Source organism: Pseudomonas sp. B21-047, assembly GCF_024748775.1.
Lineage (GTDB): Bacteria > Pseudomonadota > Gammaproteobacteria > Pseudomonadales > Pseudomonadaceae > Aquipseudomonas > Aquipseudomonas capeferrum.
Window position 1 is genome coordinate 3,488,364 of the sequence record NZ_CP087169.1, and the last position, 21,663, is coordinate 3,510,026.

The following is a 21,663-nucleotide window of genomic DNA, read 5'->3' on the forward strand; positions in this document are numbered from 1 at the left end:
GGCAGGCAAGGCCCGGACCGGGTCCGGGCCCGAGCGGTCAGGCATCCTGGTAGAGCGACAGGGGTGGGCAGGCGCACGCCAGGTTGCGGTCACCGTAGACGTTGTCCACGCGCCCCACCGGCGGCCAGTACTTGTTATCGCGCAGCGCTGGCAGCGGGTACACCGCCAGCTCGCGGGCATAGCGATGAGGCCATTCGCCGACCAGTTCGCTGGCGGTGTGCGGTGCGTTCTTCAGCGGGTTGTCGAGCTTGTCGAGGGTGCCGTTTTCCACCGCGCGGATCTCCTCACGGATGCAGATCATGGCCTCGCAGAAGCGGTCGAGCTCTTCCTTGGACTCACTCTCGGTCGGCTCGACCATCAACGTGCCCGCCACAGGGAAGGACATGGTCGGGGCGTGGAAGCCGAAATCGATCAGGCGCTTGGCCACGTCTTCGACGCTGATGCCACTGCTGTCCTTTAGCGGGCGCAGGTCAAGGATGCACTCGTGGGCCACCAGGCCGTTCTCGCCGGTGTACAGCACCGGGTAGTGCTCCTCCAGCCGCCGGGCAATGTAGTTGGCACTCAGAATGGCCAGCTGCGAGGCGCGCTTGAGCCCTTCCCCACCCATCATGCGGATGTACATCCAGGTGATCGGCAGGATGCTCGCGCTGCCATAAGGCGCCGCGCAGACAGCGCCCTCTTTGTGCGCCATGTGCGCGTGGCCGGGCAGGAACGGCGCCAGGTGCGCTTTGACACCGATCGGGCCGACCCCGGGGCCGCCGCCGCCGTGGGGGATGCAGAAGGTCTTGTGCAGGTTCAGGTGCGACACGTCACCACCGAACTTGCCCGGTGCGCAGAGACCGACCATGGCGTTCATGTTGGCGCCGTCCAGGTACACCTGGCCGCCGTGCGCATGGATGATGTCGCAGATGCGGGTGATGCCCGCTTCGAACACGCCATGGGTCGAGGGGTAGGTGATCATCAGCGCGGCCAACTGGTCGCGGTGCTGCTCGGCCTTGGCTTGCAGGTCGGCCACATCGACGTTGCCACGCTCGTCGCAGTTGACCACCACCACACGCATGCCGGCCATCTGTGCCGTGGCCGGGTTGGTGCCATGGGCCGACGACGGGATCAGGCACACATCGCGGCCCGCTTCGCCGCGGCTGGCATGGTAGGCGCGGATGGCCAACAGGCCTGCGTATTCACCTTGGGAGCCGGCGTTGGGCTGCAGCGACATTGCGTCATAACCGGTGGCCTCGCAGAGCATGGCCTGCAGTTCATCGGTCAACTGGCGGTAACCGAGTGACTGTTCGGCCGGGGCGAACGGGTGCAGGTTGCCGAACTCGGGCCAGGTGATCGGGATCATCTCACTGGCGGCGTTGAGCTTCATGGTGCACGAGCCCAGCGCGATCATGGTGCGGTCCAGGGCCAGGTCCTTGTCGGCCAGGCTACGCAGGTAGCGCATCAGCTCTGTTTCAGAGTGGTAGCGGTTGAACACCGGGTGCTGCAGGAACGCGGTTTCGCGCAGCAGTTGCGCCGGCAGGCGATCGCCACTGTCAGCGGCCAGGGCGGCGAAATCGGGCAGCGCCTGGCCAGGGGCGGCGAACACCTGCCACAAGGCCTCGACACTGGCCTGCTCGCAGGTTTCATCCAGCGACAGGCCGACGCGGGTCTGGTCAATCAGGCGCAAGTTCAACTGCGCCCCCTGGGCGGCGGCCAGCACCTCGGCCACAGGCTGGGCAGTCACCACGCTGACGGTGTCGAAGAAGTGCGCCTGCTCCACCAGGTGCCCAAGCTGCTGCAGCCCTTGCACCAGGATCGCGGTCAGGCGGTGAACCCGCCGGGCAATCTGCGCCAGCCCCGCGGGGCCATGGTAGACCGCATACATGCTGGCAATGTTGGCCAGCAGCACCTGCGCGGTGCAGATGTTGCTGGTCGCCTTCTCACGACGGATGTGTTGCTCGCGGGTCTGCATGGCCAGGCGCAGGGCCGGGTTGCCGAAGCGGTCGATGGACACACCGACCAGGCGGCCGGGCATGTCGCGCTTGAACGCATCGCGGGTTGCAAAATACGCCGCGTGCGGGCCACCGAAGCCCAGCGGCACGCCGAAGCGCTGAGCGCTGCCCAGCACCACATCGGCATCAAATTCACCCGGTGGGGTCAGCAAGGTCAACGCCAGCAGGTCGGCAGACACCGCCACCAACGCACCGACGGCATGGGCGCGTGCTACCAGGCTGCGGTGGTCGGCGATGGCGCCGGTGCTGGCCGGGTACTGCAGCAGCAGGCCGAAGTATGGCTCAAGGCTTTGCCCCAGCAGCGCCGCTTCATCACCGATGACCACTTCTATGCCCAGGGGTTGGGCGCGGGTGCGCAGCACGTCGAGGGTCTGCGGGTGGCAATGGCGGGAGGCAAAGAACGCCGGCGCCTTGCTCTTGGCCAGGCGTTTGCAGAAGGTCATGGCTTCGGCGGCGGCGGTGGCCTCGTCGAGCAAGGAGGCGTTGGCGATCTGCATGCCGGTGAGGTCGCTGACCAGGGTCTGGAAATTGAGCAGCGCTTCCAGGCGGCCTTGAGAAATCTCTGGCTGGTAAGGCGTGTACGCGGTGTACCAGGCCGGGTTTTCCAGCAGGTTGCGCAGGATCGGCGTCGGCGTATGGCACGGGTAGTAACCTTGGCCGATGTGGTTGCCAAACAGCTGGTTCTTCGCGGCGATGGCCTTGAGTGCTGCCAGGGCTTCAGCCTCGCCCTGCCCTTTGCTCAGTGCGAGCACGCTGGTGCCCTTGATGCTGTCGGGGATGACGCTGTCGATCAGGGCATCCAGGGTGTCGTGGCCGGTCAGCGCCAGCATCGCCTCGATGTCGTGCTCGCGAGGGCCGATGTGACGTGCGATGAACGCGTTATCCGTGGTCAATGCGACAGGTGCGTTGGTCATGTCGATACCCTGGTTCAGGCGTTGTCGGCCAGGAAGCACTCATAGCCTTCCTGGTCCATCAAGGTGTCGAGGTCGGCGAGGTTGGCGACCTGGATGCGGAAGAACCAGCCGTCCTGCATCGGTGAGGCATTGACCAGTTCCGGGTCGTCGGCCAGGGCTTGGTTGACCGCCACCACGCTACCGCTCAGGGGCATGCTGATGTTGCTGGCGGCCTTCACCGACTCCAGCACCGCGACTTCATTGCCCTCGGCGTACTCGCCCGGCTCCGGCAACTGCACGAACACCACGTCACCCAGCGCCTCCTGGGCATAGGTGGTGATGCCGACGGTCAACTCGCCAGTCGCTTCCAGACGCAGCCATTCGTGCTCGGGGGTAAAACGCAGCGTGCTCATGGGTCTTCCTCTCTTGTTATCAGGTAGGTCCCGGTCCAGGACTGAAACTACAAGAGCAAGGGCGATGCCAACTTGTATAAATCCTTTAATTTCAACTAGTTAGTTGAAATTTTGGATCATTTTAAAACGGCTTCTGCGGAACGAAACAACTCCAGCGCGTCGCGCCGAGAGGCGCCCTTGAAGGGGCGTACCAATGAATGAGGGGGCCCCGTTCCAGTGGAGTGCATTCACTCCACTGGAACGTATTGGCACCAGGGCGGCTACGAGGGCCGGCTGGCGATGCCGTATTTGCGCAAGCGCTGGCCGATAGCCGTGTGCGAGGTCTGCAGGCGAGCAGCCAATTGCCGGGTCGAGGGGTACGTCGCATACAGGTTTTCCAGCAGGGACTTTTCAAACCCCTGCACCGCTGCTTCCAGGCTGATGACCGCTTGGGCGTCAGGCTGCTGGCTGCTCAAGGCGGTGCCGGCCAGTTCCAGGTCGTCGCAGTCGATCACCTCCCCTTCGCTGATGGCTGCCGCACGGAACACCACGTTCTGCAACTGGCGCACGTTGCCCGCCCAGCGGTTGCCCAGCAGCAACGGGTGGGTGGCCAGCGCCAGCCGGCAGGGCGAGCGCTGGATCTGCGCGCAGGCCTGGCGCAGGAAGTGCTCGGCCAGCAGCAGGATGTCCTTGCCACGCTCGCGCAAGGGCGGCACCTTCAGGTTGAGCACGTTGAGGCGGTAGTAGAGGTCTTCGCGAAAGCTGCCTTCGAGCACCATGTTTTCCAGGTTGCGGTGGGTCGCACAGACCACCCGGACATTCACCCGCACCTCACCGCCGCCGCCCACCCGACGGAAGCTGCCGTCATTGAGAAAACGCAACAGCTTGGCCTGCAGGTAGGGCGACATCTCCCCCACCTCATCGAGAAACACCGTACCGCCATCGCCCAGCTCCAGCAGGCCAGGCTTGCCGCCGCGCTGTGCGCCAGTGAAGGCGCCGGCGGCGTAGCCGAACAGTTCGCTTTCGGCCAGGCTCTCTGGCAGTGCAGCACAGTTGAGCGCCAGAAACGACGCATCACGCCGGGCGCTGAGGGCATGGCAGGCACGGGCGACCAGCTCCTTGCCGGTGCCTGTCTCACCCTGGATCAGCAGCGGCGCTTCAAGGCCGGCCACTTTGTGCAGGCGCACCTTGAGTTCCTTGAGCGCGGTCGAGTCACCGAGCAGCCCGTCCAGCCCTTCACCAGGGTCGTGCAGCAACGACGCCAGGCGCTCGCCGATGCGGCTTGGCGGGTAAAGGGTGAGCAGGCCGCCGACCAGGGCCTCGGCACCGCCACTGATGGGCGTGGCTTCCAGCAACAGCGCCTGGCCCTGGAAACCCACCTCGCACATGGGCAGGCGAAAGCCCTTGTCGATCAAGGTTTGCGCCAGGTCTGCCTCGGCAAACAGCCGCGACAACGGCTCACCGGCCGGCTCGCGGCCAATCAGGCTGACCAGCGTAGGGTTGGCCAGCAGCACATGGCCGCCAGCGTCCACCGCCAGCACCGGGTCACTCATCGCCGCCAGCAGCGCCTCCAATTGCAGGCGTCGGCGATGGCCGGGCAGGAAGTCGACCAGCTTGACCGCCTGCACACCGGCCACCCGCAACAGCGCAGCATGCAGTTCGTCCAGCACTGCCTGCTGCAGCGCCGGGGCGTCGATGTAGACGTTGGGCGGGATCATTTCCACCGCATCCAGGTTGAGGTTGCGCGCCCCCAGCAGTGCCAGGATTTCCTGGGTGATGCCGACGCGGTCGATGAAGGTGACGTGGATTCTCATCGTGATTCCCTGGTTGGCAAAACGACAACAGGGGGACGGCGCACCCTGCGCTGTCCCCCTGGGTAAACGTGACGTTGGCGATCAATCCGCTTCGAAGGACAACGCGCTGTTCCCCTGTTTTTTCTGGCGGATGGACCGGTAGAACAGGCCCAGCAGCGCGAACCACACCGGCATGGCGAACAACGCCATGCGGGTGTCCGCTTCCAGGGCCAGCAAGCCGAGGATGAAGGCGAAGAACGCCAGGCACACCCAGCACATGATGGTGCCGCCCGGCATCTTGAATTTCGACGCACGGTGCAGGTGGTCGCGCTGCTTGCGGTACGCCAGGTACGACAGCAGGATCATCGACCAGACGAACATGAACAGCAGGGCCGACACCGTGGTGATCAGGGTGAAGGCGTCGAGCATGTTGGGCACCAGGTAGATCACCAGCGCACCGGCGGTCAGGCACACACAAGAGAAGATCAGGCCGTTGGACGGCACGGCGCGGCGCGACAGTGCGCTGAACGTGCCCGGTGCATCACCTTCCATCGCCAGGCCGTAGAGCATGCGGCTGGTCGAGAACACGCCGCTGTTGGCCGAAGACGCCGCTGACGTCAGCACCACGAAGTTGATGATGCCCGCTGCGGCGGGTAGCCCGGCCAGCACGAACAGCTCGACGAAGGGGCTCTTGTTGGCCACCACATCTCGCCAGGGGGTAACGGCCATGATGGCGATCAACGCCAGCACGTAGAAGACGATGATGCGCAGCGGAATGGAGTTGATGGCCCGCGGCAGGTTGCGTTCCGGGTTCTTGGTTTCGGCAGCCGTGGTGCCGACCAGCTCGATGCCGACGAAGGCGAACACCGCAATCTGGAAGCCGGCGAAGAAGCCCATGAGGCCATGGGGGAACATCCCGTCGTCGTTCCACAGGTTGGCCAGCGTGGCGACGTTGCCAGCGGGCGACTGGTAGGCTGCCGCCACCATGTACACCCCAGTGCAGACCAATGCGCAAATGGCCACGATCTTGATCATGGCGAACCAGAACTCCAGTTCACCGAACATCTTCACCGTCAACAGGTTGAGGCTCAGCAACAGCCCGACGCAGCCCAGCGCCGGCAACCACAAGGGAATATCCGGGAACCAGAATTGTGAATAGGCGGAAATGGCGATCACATCGGCAATCCCGGTGACAATCCAGCAAAACCAGTAAGTCCAGCCCGTGAAAAAGCCTGCCCACGGGCCTAACAAATCGGCGGAAAAATCGATGAACGACTTGTACTGCAAGTTGGACAAGAGCAGTTCGCCCATGGCCCGCATGACGAAAAACAGCATGAAGCCGATGATCATGTAGACGAAGATGATCGAAGGCCCAGCCAGGCTGATGGTCTTGCCAGAGCCCATGAACAGGCCGGTGCCAATCGCACCGCCGATGGCGATCAACTGGATGTGGCGGTTGGAAAGATTACGCTTGAGTTCGTGCGTGTCACCCTCAGGCGGACAGTGACCCTGCGGCAAGTTATTCATTGTTATTTACCTTGCTAGTTTAATTGTTTTTATAACGTCACAAGTTCAACTTTCTGGCCGGATATGCCGTGAAACATCCGGACGAGCACAAGGGGATCAGCAAGGACTGTGCCAAGGAGTACAGGCCACTAAACACGGGGTTCTGTGCAACTATCAACTTTTGCCACTGTAATGAAGCCACTCCAGTGGCAAGGCTAAAGGGCACGGTGTACGACACCGAAGCGTCGTATACCGTGCCCTGCCCTGCGCTGTATTGATATCACTACAATGGAGCGCTATCAGTCCAAGCCTCGCTTTCGCGTCTAAAACAGGTGTGCCCCCGCGAATACCGGCGAAGCCGGTGCCAAGTCCGTACTAGGGATGTTTCAACCTGTGCGCACCTCGCGCCGTGGTGCGCGGCTGCGCTGTTGATCCTGCCAATCCTCTACCAACCCGACCGGCACATCGGCCGGCGCCAGCGGCTCGCGCCCGCGCACCAGGTCGGCAGCGCGCTCGGCGAGCATGATGGTCGGCGCATTGAGGTTGCCGTTGGGCTCGCTCGGGAACACCGACGAGTCGATCACCCGCAGCCCCTGCAAGCCGTGCACACGCAACGCCGAGTCGACCACCGCCATGTCGTCCTCGCCCATGCGGCACGAGCCGCAGGGGTGCATGGTGCTTTCCATGTTGGCACGCACGAAGGCATCGATCTGCTCATCGGTCTGCACCTGCGGCCCGGGCGCCAGCTCCTCGCCGCGGAAACGGTCCATCGCCGGCTGGGCAATGATCTCGCGGGTCAGGCGCACGCAGCGGCGGAAGCCCTCGCGGTCCTCTTCACGTTGCAGGTAGTTGAAGCGGATTTCCGGGTGCTGGTAAGGGTCGGCCGACAGCGCCCGCACATGCCCGCGGCTCTTGGGTTTGTTCGGCCCGGTCAGCACCATGAAACCATGGCCCTTGAAGGGTTTGTCGCCGTCATAGCGCATCGCCGCCGGCAGGAAGTGGAACTGAATGTCCGGCCAGCGCAGCCCCTTGGCCGAGCGGATGAAACCACCTGCCTCAAAATGGTTGCTGGCGCCCAGGCCATCTTTGAACAGCAACCAGCGCAGGCCGATCATCGCCTTGCCCAGCAGGCTCATCTTGCCGTTGAGCGTCACCGGCTCCTTGCAGGCGTACTGGATGTAGATTTCCGAGTGGTCCTGCAGGTTCTCGCCCACACCCGGCAGGGCATGAAGCACCTTGATCCCGGCCTTTTTCAGCACCGCCTCGGGGCCGATACCCGAGCGCTGCAGCAGGTGCGGCGAGCCGATCGGGCCGGATGCCACCAGCACTTCGCGGCTGCAATGAACCGTGTGGGTCTGGCCGCCTTCGTCGTACTCGACCCCCACCGCCCGCTTGCCATCGAGCAGGATGCGCCGGGTCATGGCGTGGGTCACGACGGTCAGGTTCGGCCGGCTCATGGCCGGGCGCAGGTAGGCATTGGCGGTGGACCAGCGCACCCCGTCCTTCACGGTCATGTGCATGGCGCCGAAGCCTTCCTGCATGTAGCCATTGCAGTCGTCGGTCTTGATGTAGCCGGCCTCGGCACCGGCTTCTATCCAGGCGCCGTACAGCGGGTTCTGCATGTTGTTGCCGTTGTTGGTGGCGAGCGGCCCGGCGCCACCACGGTAGTCGTCGCCGCCGAACTTGAAATTTTCGGCGCGCTTGAAGTACGGCAGGCAGTTGCGATAACCCCAGCCGTTCGCGCCCAGGCTTTCCCACTCATCGAAGTCGCAGGCATGGCCACGGATGTAGACCAGGCCGTTGATCGAGGACGACCCACCCAGCACCTTGCCCCTTGGGCAGTGCAGGCGTCGGCCGTCCAGGTGGGTTTCGGCGGCGGTCTCGTAGCGCCAGTTGTACTTCTTGGTGTTCATCGGCAAGGAAAACGCACTGGGCATCTGGATCAGCACACTGCGGTCGCTGCCGCCGAACTCCAGCACCAGCACCGTGGTGGCAGGGTCTTCGCTGAGGCGGTTGGCCAGGACGCAGCCGGCAGAGCCTGCGCCGATGATGATGTAGTCGTATCGTTTGTTCATTGTTCTAGTCCTGTACGCGAAGGCCTGCGGCCTCGATGGTGCGTTCATTGCCCTTTGGGTAGCCGCCCCAGCCCAGGCGCGTAGCCAGCAGACGGGTCAGCCCGTAATGCACCAGCCCGGCCAACAGGCAGGACGGCAGCGAGGCGGTGGCGAAGGTGAAGAAGTCGGTATGGGCCAGGGTCTGCGGGTTGAACACCACCACGTAGATGGCAAAGCCTGCCACCAGCGCCAGCAGCGCGATGGGGTTGAAACCCTTGCAGAAGCGCAGCGGCGAGCCGCTTTGCTCGGCATACAGATGGCGTAGGTTCAGGCGCTGCTTGCGCAGGAAGAAGTAATCGGCAATGCCAATGCCGGCCAGGGCGCTGTTCAGTGCCGAGGTCCACACCAGGAAGATGAAGAAGCCGTCGTAGATACCCGGGGCCAACAGCACGATTACCACCGGTATGATGCAGAACAGCCCGATCAATACCCCCCAGCCCAGGCTGCGCAAACGCTCCCCGGCCAGTTGCCGCAGGCCGATCACCGCGGTGTAGAGGATGTTCACCATGCCGGTCAGGTTGGCCAGCGCCAGGAAGCTCAGGGCGATGACGCCGAAGGTCATGCCGCCGGCCAGCCGCATCCAGGCCGTAGGGTCGCTGCTGCCCAGGGTGGTGGCGGCGAACAGGCTGACCGACTCGCCCAGCGAAGCGGCGCCGAAGATGCCCACCAGGTTGGGCCAAAAGGCCGTGCGCTGGTTGCTGCACAGGCGCGACAGGTTGCCGATGTAGGGCCACCAGGAGAACCCTGCGGCGATGTTGATTTCCACCGCGATCATGAAGTTGACGTGCGGGTTTTCGAAGGGTGGCTGCAAAGGCGGCATCGCCAACAGTTCGCCGAAGCTGTAACGGCGGGAGATGAAGTACATCAGCGCCAGCATGATCAGGATCAGGCTGGGCGCGATCACCGCGCTCAGGCGGCGGATCATATCGGGCCCGCGCATGGCCACCAGCGCCGCCAGCACGATGGCCAGCAGGGCCCCGGCGGTCACCAGCCAGTCGCCGGCGTCGGGCTCGCTGTGCTGTACCAGGGTTTCCAGGTTGTCCAGCGCCCGCCCGCACATCAACCCCAGCACCGCCAGCCAGCCCATGGTCAGTATCACCACCGAGAGGATGTACACCAGGCGGCTGCCATTGACGCCGAACATGCTGCGCAGGAAGGTGAACTGCTCGACGCCATATTTGCCACACGGCAGGCAGGTGGACGATGCCGCCAGTACCACGCCGATGATGTTGCCGATGATGATCGCGGCAATCCCTTGCAACGGCCCGACGAACAGCGCGGTGGCACCGCCGATCAAAAACACCCAGGTGGCCACCGCCAACGCCGAGTTGGCGTAGGCATAGCCCCAGAAGCCCCAGACCCGTTCACCCGGCAGCAAGGGCGTGTCGCCGCGTTCGGCGGCCAGGCGAAATTCCTGCTCTCTGGCCCGGCTCATGGCTGGCCCCCCAGCACATACGCGCCGACCACCATGACCAGGGTCAGCACGGCAAGGGCGATGACGTCCGTTGCCTTCAGCGCGCCGGGCCAGTGCGCCCTGCCCTCCAGTTCTTCATAGGCGCGCAGGCGCCGTTCCAGGTCTTGTGTACGCTCGGTATCCACTTGGCTGTTCATGGGCATCACCTCGACGGGTTCTTGTTCTTGAAATTCGATGCGTTCGTGTTGCCTGCGTCGCTCGCCAAACCAGGCGACGCAGGCCGGCCCTGTTCCTCAGGGCAAGGTGATCCAGACCGCCTTGGTCTCCAGCAAAAACTCCAGTTGTTCGGCGCCCATGTCCTTGCCATAGCCCGACTGCTTGTAGCCACCGAACGGCATGGACGGGTCGAGCGTGCTGTGGGCATTGACGTAGACCGTGCCGGCACGCAGGCGCGGGATCAGCCCGTGAACCTTGCCCAGGTCGTTGGAGTAGATCGCCGCCGCCAGGCCGTACTGCGAATCGTTGGCCAGCGCCAGCGCCTGCTCCTCGGCGTCGAAAGGCATGGTTACCAGCACCGGCCCGAAGATTTCCTCACGGACGATGCGCATGTCGTTGGTGCAGTGGGCAAAGATGGTCGGCTGCACGAAGAAGCCAGCGCCCTCGACCGGCTCACCGCCGTAATACACCTGCGCCCCTTCGGCCTTGCCCAGGGCGATGTATTCCAGCACCCGCTGCTGTTGCTGGCGCGACACCATGGGGCTGATGAAGCAGTCCGGGTCCAGCCCCGGGGCGATCTTCAACGTCGCCGTGTAGCGCGCCAGCGCTTCGAGGAAGGCCGGGTAGACACTGCGCTCGACATAAGCACGGGTACCGGCATCGCACACCTGCCCCGAGTTGAAGAACACACCGTTGGCGACCGCCTCGGCCGCAGCAGAGATATCGGCATCGGCGAACACGATCACCGGCGACTTGCCGCCCAGTTCCAGGGTCAGGCGCTTCATCTGGTCCATCGCCGCCTTGCCCACCGAGCAGCCCACCGGGGTCGAACCGGTAAAGCTCAGCTTGTCGATGCCCGGGTGGCTGGACATCGCCGTGCCCACCACGCTGCCGCGCCCGGTGACAATGTTCAGCACACCGTCGGGGATGCCCGACGCCTGCACCAGCTCGGCAAAGCGCAAGGCCGACAGTGAGGTCAGCTCCGCCGGTTTGACCACCACGGTGCAGCCGGTCGCCAGCGCCGCGCCGAGCTTCCAGGCCATGGTTTGCAGGGGGAAGTTCCAGGGCACGATGGCCCCTACCACGCCGACGGCCTCCTTGCGGGTATAGGCCAGGTAGTTGCCCGGCAGCGAGGGCTCGACGGTACGCCCATGGATCTTGCTGGCCCAGCCGGCAAAGTAGCGCAGCGTATCGACGGTGCCCTGAATGTCCACGGCACGGGCCTGGGCGACCGACTTGCCCATGTCGATCGACTCGATCTGCGCCAGCTCGTCGCCATTAGCCTCGACCAGGTCGGCCAGGCGATGAATCAGGCGCTCGCGCTCCAGCGGCTTGAGCTGGCTCCACGGGCCGCCATCGAATTGCGCGCGGGCGGCACGCACCGCACGGTCCAGGTCGTCCGGGGTGCCCATGGGGATGCGCGTCAGCACGCCCTCGGTGGCCGGCTCGATGACCTCGGCGCTGGCACCATCACTGGCCTCCAGCCAGGCACCGCCGATGAACATACGCTGAGGCTTGCTGAGAAAACGCTGGGTGGCCTCTGAAACCCCGAAGGCCTGCAGGTAGGCTTTTACCTTGTTGTCCACGGTACAGTCTCCGGATCAGCGGGCGTTGGCGCGCGCGTGGAAGATGAAGCCGATGCTGTTCATCAGCAACTGCGCGGCAAGAATCGAGGTCACGCCTGCCGGGTCGTAGGCCGGGGCCACTTCCACCAGGTCCATGCCGACGATCCGCCCCTGGCTGCGCCGGGCCAGCGCCTGGATGATCTCCAGCACTTCGTAGTAGAAGAATCCGCCATGGCTCGGTGTGCCGGTGCCTGGGGCGATGGACGGGTCGAAACCATCGATGTCGATGGTGATGTAGTAGTCGCGGCCTTCGGGGATTTTCGCCATCACGCCTTCACAACCCAGGCGGCGCACGTCGCGTACCGAAAGGATCTGCGAGCCGGCGTCGCGCGCGGCATCGTAGTCATCGCGGTTGGAGGACGACACGTTGCGGATGCCCATCTGGGTCATGCCGACGATGTGGTCCAGCTCCGAGGCGCGGCGCAGGGGGCTGCCGTGGCCGTAGCGCACACCATGGCGCTCGTCGACGAAGTCCAGGTGGGCATCGAAGTGCACGATGTGGATCGGCCCATGCCCTTCAAAGGCCTTGATCACCGGCGCATGGATCGAGTGGTCGCCGCCCAGCACCACCGGCATGGCGCCGGCCTTGAGAATCTGGCGCACGGCCGACTCGATGTTGGCATTGCTGCTGGCCATGTCGGTGTGCACGATATCGGCGTCACCGACATCGACCATGCGCAGTTGGTCATCGGTCAGGTAGGTGGCGTCATCTTCGAAGTCGTAGGCGCCGGCATGGCCGAACGAGAACAGGGTCGATGCCTCGCGAATACCGCGCGGTCCGAAACGTGCGCCAGAGCGCCATTGGGTGCCCATGTCGTTGGGCGCACCGAGGATCGCCACATCGGCGTCGATGGCATCCCAGTCGGTGCAGATGGGCGATTTGGCGAAGGTGCAATGCCCGACGAAGGGCAGGTTCAGGCGGCCGGATTCATAACCGTGCTTTGCCATGTTCAGGTTTCTCCACTTATTGTTCTGGTCAGGAGACGGGGCGACTGCTCGACCGCCGTTGCAGCCACTATGGCGGCAGGCCAACAGCGGAAAAATGCGCAAGTGCAGATGCATACATCGGGCAACCCGAAGTATTCGCCCGAATGCCAAAGGCCCGCCGGCATTTCCAGGCGCCAGGCATTGCAGTGATCACGGGTGCGTGGTTAGCTTGAAAAAAAACAATGGCCGGACGCTCATATCAGCCAGCGCGATGTGACGCAGCGATGTGAAGCACCGCCAGGAGGCCACAGTGATCCAGCTCCACGATGTCGATCTGAAGCTTCTCAGGGTGTTCACCACCATCGTCAGGTGCGGGGGCTTTTCTGCCGCGCAGGCAGCACTCAACGCCGGCCAGTCGACCATCAGCGAACAGATGACGCACCTGGAAACCCGCCTGGGGGTCAAGCTTTGCCAGCGCGGGCGCAGCGGCTTTCGCCTGACCGAACAGGGCGTAGCCATCCATGAGGCCACCTTGCGCCTGCTAAGCGCGGTGGAGAGCTTCTGCATGGATGCCGACGTGCTCAAGCAGCACATCAGCGGCAAGCTCAACCTGGGCATCATCGACTCCACCCTGACCGACAACGCCTCGCCCCTGCCGCGCACCACCCAGCGCTTTGTCTCACGCGGGCACGATGCCCACCTGCACATCTACATCGGCGCCCCGGCGGAGCTCGAAGAGCGGGTACTGGACAGCCGGCTGCACCTGGCCATCGGCCACTTCCCGTTGCGCGTGCCGGGGCTGTCGTACCTGCCGCTGTACGACGAAGCCCTGGGGCTCTACTGTGGCCGCCGCCATCCGCTGTATGCCAGCAAGGCGGCCAACGGGCGCCTGCTGGAAGAAGTTCGCCAGTGCCATATCGTCGTGCGTGGCTACATGCAGCAGTACGACCTGGAGCAACTGGGCATCAGCAAGGCCGCCGCAACCGTAGAGAACATCGAGGCAGCGGCGATCCTGATCATTTCCGGCGCCTACATCGGCTTCCTGCCCGTGCACTTCGCCGAGCAGTGGGTCAAGACCGGCGAAATGCGCCGCCTGGGCGCCAGCACACTGGACCTGACCTCCCCCTTCGATGTAATCACCCGGCGTGGCGTGTCGCCGCCACCGATCCTGCAAGCGTTTCTTGAAGACCTGAACACCTGCATCCACCAGGCTGGCGTCTGACCACGCTCGGCTTATGCTGTGCTACGGCTTCCCGCAAGCTGCCCCTCGATCCAGTCCATGAAGGCACGCACCTGGGGCCGCTTCAACTGCTCCTTGCGGGCGACCAGGTAGTAGGCAAAGCGTGATGGCCAGGGCCTATCCACGGCCACCACCAGGCTGCCGTCACGCAGCCCCTCCTCGGCATGCTGCGCCTGGACCAGGGCGATGCCTTGACCGCTCGCGGCCGCGCGCAGCAACAGCAGCTCCTCGTCAAAGCTCGGCCCGCGCCGGCTGCGGCTGTCAGGCTCGAAGCCGTGGGCCTGCAACCACAGCGTCCAGTCGGCACGGTCGGCATCCTGCAGCAGCGGGTACTGCAGGCAATCTACGGGTTCATCCAGGGCCGGCCCACTGGCGAGCAGCGCCGGGCTGCAAACGGGTAGCAGCACAGGCGCCAGCAAAGGCATCGACTGCAGCCCCGGGTAGTCGCCCAGGCCATGGCGCAGGGCAATGTCGACACGCTCGCGCTGCAGGTCGACCAGTGCCGCTGTGGCCTCGACACGAACCTCGATACCGGGGTGCAGCGCGCTGAAGCTACTGAGGCGCGGCACCAGCCAGCTGGACGCGAAGGAAGGTTGCGTGCTGATGGTGAGGGTGCTGGCCCGTGCCAACGCTTCAAGGTCGAGCAAGGCGCTCTCGATTTCGCCGAAACCGCGCGAAACGCCGGGGTACAGGCCCGCCCCGGCCTCGGTGAGCTGCACGCCATGGCGGCTGCGTGTCAGCAGGGTGACGCCGAGGCGGTCCTCCAGCAGGCGAATCTGCTGGCTGATGGCTCCCGGCGTAACCCCCATGCGCTCGGCGGCAGCCTTCAGGCTGCCCAGGCGGGTGGTTTCGCTGAAGGCGCGCAAGGCAAGCAGTGGCAGAACGGCACCCATGGAATTCCTCGATTTAGAAAAACTAACGCTGGCGTAAGAAGCAATCGTTTTAGTATCGCGCTCAATCTGCATAGCATAGCGCTCAGGCCAAACAACTTGCGTTAGTTTTCCTGAGGTTATTCGACATGCATGATCCCTCGCTGGTGCTGTACACCGACAGCTCGCCCAATGGCTTCAAAGCCACCATCGCACTCGAAGAGATGGGCCTGCCCTATCGCCTGGAGCATGTTCGCATCGAGCACGGCGAGCATTTGCAACCGGGCTTTCTCGCGCTCAACCCGGCAGGCCGCATCCCGGTCTTGGTCGACCATGCTGCCAACATCGTGCTGTTCGAGTCTGCTGCCATTTTGCTGTACCTGGCACAGCTCAGCGGCCAATTGCTCGACCCCGCGCCGCAGCCGCGCTGGGCGGCGATCACTTGGTTGATGTACCACAGCGCCAGCATGGGGCCGCTGCTCGGCCAGCGCGTGCACTTCGAATGCTTCGAGGCCACGCCCAACCCTGCGGCGCTCAAGCGCTACCGCAGCCTTACCGAAGGCACCTTCAGCGTCCTCGACCAGCAGCTTGCCACCCAGCCATGGCTGGCCGGAGAGCGCTATTCGATCGCAGACATCGCGACCTTTGCCTGGCTGCACATCGCCGCCCTGGTGGGCTTCGACTTCAGCCCCCACCGCCACCTGGCCCGCTGGTACTGCCAGGTCGAGCAACGCCCCGCCGTGCAACGGGGTATCCGCCTGCCCGCCCCGGCCACTGGCCCATGAAATCGCCCAACCAAGGAACGGCCATGAACCCTACAACTCCCACCTGCGGCGCCAACGCCAGCGCCTTCGCCCAGCACCCCGGCTACCGGCGCATGTTCGCGCCCGATCAACTGACCTTGGGCATCTTCATGCCGCTGCGTTTCTACGACGGCAACATGCAGGCACTGGCCGGGCAGGCACGGCTGGTCGGCGACATCGACCGCCTGGGCTTTGCCGCCGCCTGGGTGCGTGATGTGCCCTTGTTCGACCCGGCCTTCGGTGACGCCGGGCAGGTATTCGACCCGTTCACCTACCTGGCCTACCTGGCCGCGCAGACTCAGCGCATTGCCCTGGTGACCGGCAGCGCGATCTTCGCCTTGCGCCACCCGATCGACCTGGCCAAGGCCGCTGCCACCCTCGATACCCTGTCGGGTGGGCGCCTGGTGCTGGGCATCGCCTCGGGCGACCGGCCCGTGGAGTTTCCAGCCTATGGCTTGGACCACGACAGCCGCGGCGAGCGCTTTGCGCAAAGCGTGGACTACTTCCGGCAACTGTTGGCCGAGCACCCCGGGCCGATCCAGTCGCCGCTGGGCCAACTCGGCAGCGCCCGGCTGCTGCCAAGGCCAGTGTCAGGGCGCATCCCATTGGTGGTGACCGGCTCGTCACGCCAAAGCCTGCAGTGGCTGGGCGAACACGCCGATGGCTGGCTCACTTACCCCGACGCCACCCATAACGTGCTTGGACCACGACGGTTGGCCGAAAAAATCCGCGCCTGGCGCGCAGCGATACCGGGCGGTGGTTTCCGCCCGCACATGACCAACGAATGGATCGACCTGGACGACGACCCGAACTTCCCGCGTACACCGCTGCAAGGCGGCTACGTGCTGCGCACCGGGCGCAACGGGTTGATCGACCTGCTCGGCGAGTGGCGCGAGGCCGGGGTCAACCATGCAGCATTGGGGGTGCAGATGGCGCGGCGCCCGGCCCAGGACATCCTTCAGGAACTGGCCGAAGAGGTACTGCCGCTGTTTCCGGCGCTGGCAGGGCCAGCACCGCATTCGCAGGACTGGTAGCGCGCTGCTCAGTTGCACAGTGGGTCGCGCAATGCATCGGCAGGCCAGTTGCATCAAGCGAAATGGATTGGGAACACCGCCAACAGGTAGAGATAAATCCGACCATACCTTGGTCAAGATCAGATCAAGCATGGCAATCGCCCAAAATGAAAAAGGGCCGCGTACGGTGTGCGGCCCAGAGGCTCAGACGCTGCTGGTAACGCCGCCGTCGACCTTGATGTTCTGGCCGGTAATGTAGGCTGCCCCTTCGCTCGCCAGGAAGGCGATAGTGGCGGCAATCTCCTCACTCGTGCCATAGCGCTTAAGTGGCACACCTTCTCGACGCTGCTCGGTAGCAGGGAGACTGTCGATCCAACCCGGCAGCACGTTATTAATGCGAATGTTGTCAGCGGCGTACTTGTCAGCAAAGATTTTGCTGAACGACGCCAAACCGGCACGGAAAACTGCCGAGGTGGGGAAGAGTTCGCTTGGTTCGAACACCCATGCAGTAGAAATATTGATTATTGCACCGCCGCTCTGGCGCTGCATGTACGGCGTCACCAGTCGCGTGGGACGAATGACGTTGAGCAGGTAGGTCTCCATACCCAGGTGCCAGTCTTCGTCGCTGATCTCAAGGATCGGTGCCCGTGGGCCATGGCCGGCGCTGTTAACCAATACATCGATACGGCCCCATTTCTGAATGACTGCATCGACGAGGCGCTGCAGATCTTCGTTTGACTGATTACTGCCGGTTACGCCGATACCGCCTAACGCTTGCGCCAGGGCCTCCCCCTTGCCAGAGGAAGAAAGAATACCGACCTTGAAGCCGTCGGCAGCCAGTCTACGTGCTGCTGCCGCTCCCATGCCGCTACCACCGGCAGTCACTATTGCTACTTTTTCTACTGACATACATCCTCCTGAGTGAGGCGTGGATGGGTGGTTGGTGAAATGAGACTAACAGCGCTCAGCACCGCTCAGAGAGACAGCAACGCTTGTTCATGTCAGTAGAAAATCTATAGCCTCGCTTCTTCAGGTAGCCATGTTCGGACGGCGGCCACCCGACAAATTCAAAATGATAATTTTTGCATGCCCAAGACAGGGTAGGCCTTGACGTTCGACTACTTCGAAACACGCGTCAGGCCAGGGGCCGCTATCGACCCATTGCGGCCGTTCACAGATGCCTGCTATCGGCTAGGAGTGGACACTCTAGGCGACCCAATTTTTCTGGAGATATCTTCGTCAAATGCGATGGATTTCGATCTGGAGCCCCTCATCCTTATCGGGCGGCTGAAAGTAGCTGGTGATCAGATCAAACTCTGCGTCGGTCGCAGCAAATTCATGTTCGGCACGGCGGTTACGAATATGCAATCTGCTTCGACAGACATCGTCGTGTGCCTCGATGTAGTGAACGCAATGGGCAACCTCGGCCGCGTCAGCCAGGCCCCGCAACCATTGCCGATCCTGGAGAGTGTTGGCAGGGAAATCCAGGACGACTGTCACCCCGGCACGCAACACATCAGTGACGAGCGGGCCCACCACATCTCTAATCTGACGCGAGAAGCGTACGTAATCGGTTACTGACTTGATTTGGTCTGGGTAAAGCTTTGAGAGCCAATGATCCTCGCTTAGCAGAATCGCCGACAGTTCGGTAGCCAAACTTTTTGCCAAAGTTGATTTGCCGGATGCAATCTTGCCAGACATGAGATGAAGCACTGGTGTGGGCATGGGGACGTCTCCTTGTCGAGCCCAGATGATGCTCATTGAATAGCTTCGAAGCAACCAGCGGCCACCCACTGTCTATATTGGGTCCATAGGAGCCGGTGCCGATTGCCTTCTCTCGACCCATTGCAGCCTGCTAGCACGGACGGCCTTTCAGGCATGCTTGATTTCGGTTTGCGCGTCAGCCATGCAGCTGGTGTGGCAAACTCTCTCTTTTTGAAGAAGCCTTGAGAGGAGCACATGGTAATTCGACGATTCAGAATCGGGGATGAGATTGCGCTGTTCCGTGTTTTTTACTCTGCCATACATGACATCGCGTCACTCGATTACACTCGAGATCAAGTCGATGCCTGGGCTCCTGCCGATCTTGATCAAACGCTATGGGCGGAGCACCTTCGAAACCTCCGCCCGTTCGTGGCTGAGGTAGACGGGAAAATTGTGGGCTATGCCGACATTCAATCGAACGGTTACATCGACCATTTCTTTGTGTCGGGTACTCATCCTCGGCAAGGAATAGGCACTTTACTCATGAACCGTATCCATGAAGAAGCCAGGTTACTTGGCATTGATGAACTCACTTCAGACGTCAGCAAGACGGCTGAAGCGTTCTTTGAACTGCACGGTTTTCATGTCGTGCGGCGAGGATTTCCGATCCGCCTGGGCGTAACGCTTCAGAATGCATTTATGCAGAAAAACCTGAAATGCGGCGCATGAATGCCCCAGATCAAATGCGACTAACTGCATTCGCCCCGTTCAGACCTTCGTGACAGGAAACAACCAGTAAGAATTATTATTCCAGTAGCTTAGCGAAGCTCTGGTCAATGCATACTTATTGCTGGCAATGTCCTTTTGACGGATGATCCCGAGAGACTTATCCTGCGCTTATAGAGCTCGAATGAAAAATAGTTATGGACAGTGTTAAATTTGAAGAACCTATGTTTGATCAGTATCTGAAACGATGGGGACTGACAATCGACGGTGATGCTTTCGTCTCGCTGAACGGCAATCTACTACCCGTTCGCCAAGGCAATGTACCCGCCATGCTTAAAATCTCACAAGAGCCGGAGGAACAAGCAGGCAGCCAGCTCATGGCTTGGTGGGCCGGCGACGGTGCGGCGCCTGTGCTGGCCCACGAGGGTGAAGCTTTACTGATGAAGCGCGCGCAAGGCTCGGCCACGCTCATCCAGATGGTCAATAGTGGCCGGGATGACGAAGCCATTCGCATCCTCTGTGCGGTAGTAGCCCGTCTCCACATACCGCGCCCCAAGCCCATCCCTGAACTGGTTCCGCTCGTGCAATGGTTCGAATCGCTATTGAGTGCGGCAGCTACTCACTGCGGCATTCTTGAACACTGTGCGGGGGCGGCACGCGAGCTTTTGGCTGCTCCACGCGATGTCGCAGTACTTCACGGCGATATCCATCACGGTAATGTGCTTGATTTCGGCCAAGCTGGATGGCTTGCCATTGATCCCAAGGGGTTATGCGGCGAGCGCGGCTTTGATTATGCCAATATTCTCTGCAATCCCGACGAAGCAAGCGCGCTTGCACCGGACTGCTTCGCACGACGTATAGCACTCATCGCAGATGCTTCCGGTATTGATCGCCGAAGGTTGTTGCAATGGGTGCTCGCATGGACAGGATTGTCGGCAACCTGGATGCTCGAAGACGGTGCCGAGCCAAGAAGTAGGCTTGAGTTGGCAAAGTTAGCAGCTACGGCACTCAATATCAGCTTTTAGGTTGCAGAATGAGTTATCGGCCAATAACTGTAGATCTCACTTCATTAACCCCAGCATATGAGCGCGGGAGATGAGTATAAGGATATAGGTTGCGGGCGTCTGCTGTCGCCCCAAAACAGACGTATACATAAGTATGTAAGCTCCCAGGCGATTTATTGGAATTGGTGAGATGGCACAGGAGAGCATGGATTGATAGAAGTTCGCAGAGCAACTGTAGACGATGCTGAGGCGTTAGGTGTGATTGGTCCTGCTGCTTATGCGGCAGCATACCATTACCTCTGGAGCGACTGCGTAGCTCTAGTGTTGTGTTTCAGAAATACCACTTAAAATCATTTGCCCAGCGCTCGCGCCGCGCGAGCGACTGAGGCAAGGATGTCCTCGGCCTTCTTGTGCCACCGAAATGGCTTCGGGTTCTGGTTGTAGGTTTCCAGGTAGTACTCGATCGACGCCTCCAGATCTTTAACGCTGACATGTGCCTGCCGCTTGATCCACTTCTCGCTCAGCGTTGAGAAAAACCGCTCAACCAGATTCAGCCAAGATGCCGAGGTCGGCGTGAAGTGGATGTTGTAGCGCGGTCGCGCCGCAAGCCACGCCCTGACTTTGTCGGTCTTGTGAGTCGCGTAATTGTCCATGATCAGATGGATCGGCATATCGGCAGGCACTGACACATCGATCTCCCTTAGGAAGGCGAGAAACTCGGTACTGCGATGTTGTCGTTTGAGTCGGCCAATCACCTCACCGGTTGCCACATCCAGGGCTGCGAACAGCGAGGTCGTTCCGTGTCGTTTGTAGTCATGTGTGCGGGTTGCTGGGTTACCTGGGGAAAGCGGTAGGCCCGGTTGCGTGCGGTTCAGCGCTTGGATCTGGCTCTTCTCATCAACGCAAAGCACCAAGGCTCGTTCGGGTGGGTTCAAGTAGAGCCCAACGATGTCGTGAACCTTGTCGACAAACAACGGATCAGTGGAAAGCTTGAAGGTCTTTTCCAAGTGCGGCTTGATCCCGAACGCGTGCCAGATGCGCATCACGCTTGCAGGAGACAGGCCCGTCTCACGACTCATCCGTCGCGTGCTCCAATGACTGGAGTCGTCGGGCTTACCTTGCAGTACTTGGTTTACCACTTGCTGAACTTGCTCATCGGAAATAGTGCGAGGCCGGCCAGAGCGCGGTTCATCGTTCAGCCCCAGCAGCCCCAACTTAGAGAAGCGCTGACGCCACCGCGAAACCACATCCTTGCTCGTGCCTAAGCGCTGAGCGATGTCATTGCCTGATTCGCCTGCGGCACAGCCGAGAATTATCTCTGCGCGCAGGCGGGCATCCTGAGCGCCTTTGCGAAGTTTGATCCGGCGTAGCAGTTCCGACTTTTCAGTTTCGGAAAGGGTAATGACGGTTGCTGGTCGGCCCATGTCGAT

18 protein-coding genes are annotated in these 21,663 nt (G+C 62.2%); 5 read left to right on the forward strand and 13 right to left on the reverse strand.

Annotated elements, in window-relative coordinates; all coding sequences use genetic code 11:
- Positions 1–37 precede the first annotated feature (37 nt).
- The 9 genes from gcvP to speB form a co-directional block, all read right to left on the reverse strand.
- A complete protein-coding gene (gcvP, locus tag LOY26_RS15740) occupies positions 38–2,908 on the reverse strand; it encodes an aminomethyl-transferring glycine dehydrogenase (protein ID WP_258713794.1) in 2,871 nt (956 codons plus the stop codon).
- Positions 2,909–2,922: 14 nt separating this feature from the next.
- Positions 2,923–3,300, reverse strand: coding sequence for a glycine cleavage system protein GcvH (gene gcvH, locus LOY26_RS15745; RefSeq protein WP_258713795.1), 378 nt, complete (start codon positions 3,298–3,300; stop codon positions 2,923–2,925).
- A gap of 260 nt (positions 3,301–3,560) precedes the next feature.
- Positions 3,561–5,093: a sigma-54-dependent transcriptional regulator gene (locus LOY26_RS15750; protein WP_186661564.1), complete on the reverse strand. Its 1,533-nt coding sequence runs from the start codon at positions 5,091–5,093 to the stop codon at positions 3,561–3,563.
- A gap of 81 nt (positions 5,094–5,174) precedes the next feature.
- Positions 5,175–6,599: a D-serine/D-alanine/glycine transporter gene (gene cycA, locus LOY26_RS15755; protein ID WP_258713796.1), complete on the reverse strand. Its 1,425-nt coding sequence runs from the start codon at positions 6,597–6,599 to the stop codon at positions 5,175–5,177.
- Positions 6,600–6,964: 365 nt separating this feature from the next.
- Complete coding sequence (gene betA, locus LOY26_RS15760; protein WP_186663063.1) at positions 6,965–8,653, reverse strand: choline dehydrogenase; 1,689 nt, start codon at positions 8,651–8,653, stop codon at positions 6,965–6,967.
- A gap of 4 nt (positions 8,654–8,657) precedes the next feature.
- The gene (locus LOY26_RS15765) at positions 8,658–10,127 is read right to left on the reverse strand and encodes a cytosine permease (RefSeq protein ID WP_047583413.1); all 1,470 of its coding nucleotides are present in this window, start codon (positions 10,125–10,127) and stop codon (positions 8,658–8,660) included.
- Complete coding sequence (locus LOY26_RS15770; RefSeq protein ID WP_258713797.1) at positions 10,124–10,303, reverse strand: hypothetical protein; 180 nt, start codon at positions 10,301–10,303, stop codon at positions 10,124–10,126. The genes LOY26_RS15765 and LOY26_RS15770 overlap by 4 nt, the downstream gene beginning before the upstream one ends.
- 96 nt (positions 10,304–10,399) lie before the next feature.
- Complete coding sequence (locus tag LOY26_RS15775; RefSeq protein WP_186663065.1) at positions 10,400–11,908, reverse strand: aldehyde dehydrogenase; 1,509 nt, start codon at positions 11,906–11,908, stop codon at positions 10,400–10,402.
- 15 nt (positions 11,909–11,923) lie between these two features.
- Entirely contained in the window at positions 11,924–12,895 is a 972-nt protein-coding gene (gene speB, locus LOY26_RS15780) for an agmatinase (RefSeq protein WP_033698620.1), read from the reverse strand.
- 289 nt (positions 12,896–13,184) lie between these two features.
- On the opposite strand from speB, the gene LOY26_RS15785 reads away from it, so the two are divergent.
- Complete coding sequence (locus LOY26_RS15785) at positions 13,185–14,096, forward strand: LysR family transcriptional regulator (protein WP_258713798.1); 912 nt, start codon at positions 13,185–13,187, stop codon at positions 14,094–14,096.
- Positions 14,097–14,107: 11 nt separating this feature from the next.
- Here the strand turns inward: LOY26_RS15785 and LOY26_RS15790 are convergent, their stop codons facing one another.
- A complete protein-coding gene (locus LOY26_RS15790; protein WP_186663067.1) occupies positions 14,108–15,007 on the reverse strand; it encodes a LysR substrate-binding domain-containing protein in 900 nt (299 codons plus the stop codon).
- Between the two features lie 125 nt (positions 15,008–15,132).
- Between LOY26_RS15790 and LOY26_RS15795 the strand changes: the two genes are divergently transcribed.
- Together LOY26_RS15795 and LOY26_RS15800 are read left to right on the forward strand one after the other, a co-directional pair.
- Entirely contained in the window at positions 15,133–15,768 is a 636-nt protein-coding gene (locus LOY26_RS15795) for a glutathione S-transferase family protein (protein WP_258713799.1), read from the forward strand.
- Positions 15,769–15,791: 23 nt separating this feature from the next.
- Complete coding sequence (locus LOY26_RS15800) at positions 15,792–16,820, forward strand: LLM class oxidoreductase (protein WP_047583416.1); 1,029 nt, start codon at positions 15,792–15,794, stop codon at positions 16,818–16,820.
- A gap of 183 nt (positions 16,821–17,003) precedes the next feature.
- Here LOY26_RS15800 and LOY26_RS15805 read toward each other — a convergent pair whose 3' ends face one another.
- Both LOY26_RS15805 and LOY26_RS15810 read right to left on the reverse strand, forming a co-directional pair.
- Positions 17,004–17,708, reverse strand: a complete 705-nt coding sequence (locus tag LOY26_RS15805) for an SDR family oxidoreductase (protein WP_258713800.1) — start codon at positions 17,706–17,708, stop codon at positions 17,004–17,006.
- 330 nt (positions 17,709–18,038) lie between these two features.
- Positions 18,039–18,524 (reverse strand): ATP-binding protein, encoded by a 486-nt coding sequence (locus LOY26_RS15810; protein WP_258713801.1) that lies wholly within the window; start codon positions 18,522–18,524, stop codon positions 18,039–18,041.
- A gap of 234 nt (positions 18,525–18,758) precedes the next feature.
- On the opposite strand from LOY26_RS15810, the gene LOY26_RS15815 reads away from it, so the two are divergent.
- Both LOY26_RS15815 and LOY26_RS15820 read left to right on the forward strand, forming a co-directional pair.
- A complete protein-coding gene (locus LOY26_RS15815; RefSeq protein WP_033698630.1) occupies positions 18,759–19,232 on the forward strand; it encodes a GNAT family N-acetyltransferase in 474 nt (157 codons plus the stop codon).
- 221 nt (positions 19,233–19,453) lie between these two features.
- Entirely contained in the window at positions 19,454–20,254 is an 801-nt protein-coding gene (locus tag LOY26_RS15820) for an aminoglycoside phosphotransferase family protein (protein WP_177447968.1), read from the forward strand.
- 329 nt (positions 20,255–20,583) lie between these two features.
- Here LOY26_RS15820 and LOY26_RS15825 read toward each other — a convergent pair whose 3' ends face one another.
- Entirely contained in the window at positions 20,584–21,657 is a 1,074-nt protein-coding gene (locus LOY26_RS15825; protein ID WP_033698628.1) for an IS630 family transposase, read from the reverse strand.
- Positions 21,658–21,663: the final 6 nt, after the last annotated feature.